The sequence below is a fragment of the Syntrophobacterales bacterium genome (assembly GCA_019429105.1).
Lineage (GTDB): Bacteria > Desulfobacterota > Syntrophia > Syntrophales > UBA5619 > DYTH01.
This window is the reverse complement of sequence record JAHYJE010000093.1, coordinates 1-1,676: the sequence shown is the minus strand read 5'-3', so window position 1 is coordinate 1,676 and position 1,676 is coordinate 1. Positions and strand designations below refer to the sequence as shown.

Annotated in this window: 3 protein-coding genes; 1 reads left to right on the top strand and 2 read right to left on the bottom strand. The window is 56.6% G+C overall.

Going from position 1 to position 1,676, the window contains the following annotated elements:
- Window positions 1-405, top strand: a 405-nt coding sequence (locus K0B01_14875; GenBank protein ID MBW6487426.1) for a GGDEF domain-containing protein, incomplete at its 5' end; no start/stop codon positions are given.
- A 410-nt stretch (window positions 406-815) separates the two neighbouring features.
- On the opposite strand, the gene K0B01_14870 is transcribed toward K0B01_14875, so the two are convergent.
- Both K0B01_14870 and K0B01_14865 read right to left on the bottom strand, forming a co-directional pair.
- Window positions 816-1,376 (bottom strand): tyrosine-type recombinase/integrase, encoded by a 561-nt coding sequence (locus K0B01_14870; protein ID MBW6487425.1) that lies wholly within the window; start codon window positions 1,374-1,376, stop codon window positions 816-818.
- Window positions 1,277-1,676: phage integrase N-terminal SAM-like domain-containing protein (locus K0B01_14865; protein ID MBW6487424.1), on the bottom strand; the 400-nt coding region annotated here is incomplete at its 5' end. The genes K0B01_14870 and K0B01_14865, both read right to left, overlap by 100 nt.

The following is a 1,676-nucleotide window of genomic DNA, read 5'->3' as shown; positions in this document are numbered from 1 at the left end:
GTCTATTTAGACCTTGACAATTTTAAGGAAGTCAACGATCGTTTCGGACATCCGGAAGGAGACCGGGCTCTTCGCGCCATCGTTCGTTACACCCGGGAGCATTTGCGGAAAATTGATGTGATTGCGCGACTGGGAGGCGATGAATTGGCATTTCTGCTGCCGGAGATTGATCAGGAATCGGCCCGCGCCGTTCTCGTCAAACTCCAGAGCGGTCTTCTGGAAGAGATGAAGCTCAACCACTGGCTGGTTACCTTCAGTATCGGCGTCGTCACCTGTAACCGGAAGGCGCCCGAAACCGCCACTCAGCTTTTGCAAATAGCCGATGCGCTCATGTACTCGGTAAAACGTAACGGGAAAAATGGAATCGCCTATCTGACCTATACCGGCAATGCCGACGGTACCTGAATATGTTTATGTTACAGGGTGATTGCTATGCTTAATGATTTACTGGTACGAACGGCAAAAGCGAAAGAAAAGCCTTATAAGCTATCGGACGGCGACGGTCTTTATCTTTTTGTGACGGATGAGGGCGGGAAGTGGTGCGCTTGCAATACCGCTACGAGGGCAAAGAGAAGTTGCTTTCCTTCAACCAAGCGCCCCCTGTCGGAGAAGCGACAAAAAGCCGGAGGGAAAAACACTAATTCGCCGATGCAGGCGGAGATGATATTTGCTTAGGCAGGCAATGATCGAAAACGCGAATCGCCGGAGAGGTTGCCTTACTCCGCCGGGAAAAATCGTCATCGAATAACGGAAAGATTTGTCTTTGCGGCCAGGCCCGGAACAATCGCCGGATTCTTTTTCGAGTTGTTCCGGCATTAAAGGTTGTCGAGGGGGCTGCGAACCGCAAGTCCCGGCCGGTTGAGGACATGGGTGTAGATCATCGTGGTGGCGACATCGGAATGGCCGAGCAACTCCTGCACGGTCCGGATGTCGGCCCCGCCTGCCAGCAGATGGGTGGCGAAGGAGTAACGCAATGTGTGCGGTGTTACCCGCTGGGAAAGACCGGCCGCCCTCGCCGCCTTGCGGATGGCGTTCTGAAAAGCTGCATCGTCGAGATGGTGCCTGCGCCGCAGGCCGCTGCGCGGGTCAATCGCCAACTGGCGCGAGGGGAAAAACCACTGCCACGCCCAGAGTACCCCCGCCGTGGGAATTTTATTTTCCACGGAATCGGGAAGCCATACCCCCTGTAAACCTTCCTGCCTGTCTTCATCAAAGAGCCGCCGGAGACGTTCCCGGTGTGCCAGGAGGGACTCCCGCAGACTCTCCGGCAGCTCGCTTACCCTGTCCTTCCCCCCCTCGCATCCACGGCGAGATGGTCGAGAAAGCCCCGGATATCGGCGGCGTTTGCCTCCTCGACCGGACGTCCTTCCAACCATACGGCGAAGCGTCTCGCCCACCCGCGGTACGTCTGTTCGGTACGCCACTGTAGATGCCTGCGGCGAATGGCGGCAACCAGAAGTTTTTCCCAGGCTGTCAAACCCGCATCCGGTCTTTCCAGTTCGATGACGTGTTGTCGGGCATCCCGTTCAGGATGAACTGTATCCGACAGCCCCGACTGAACGGCGGCGGATTTGAAAAACCACCGCAGGGATGCGCGCACCGAATCGGTTTCTTGCCCCTCTCCTTCGATATGATGCAGAAAATCCAGAACGGACTCCACGGAAGCCCGGCGACTG

Coding starts and splice junctions, on each gene's coding strand:
- K0B01_14870 (MBW6487425.1), bottom strand. CDS start 1,376: ATGGTTGGAAGGACGTCCGGTCGAGGAGGCAAACGCCGCCGATATCCG.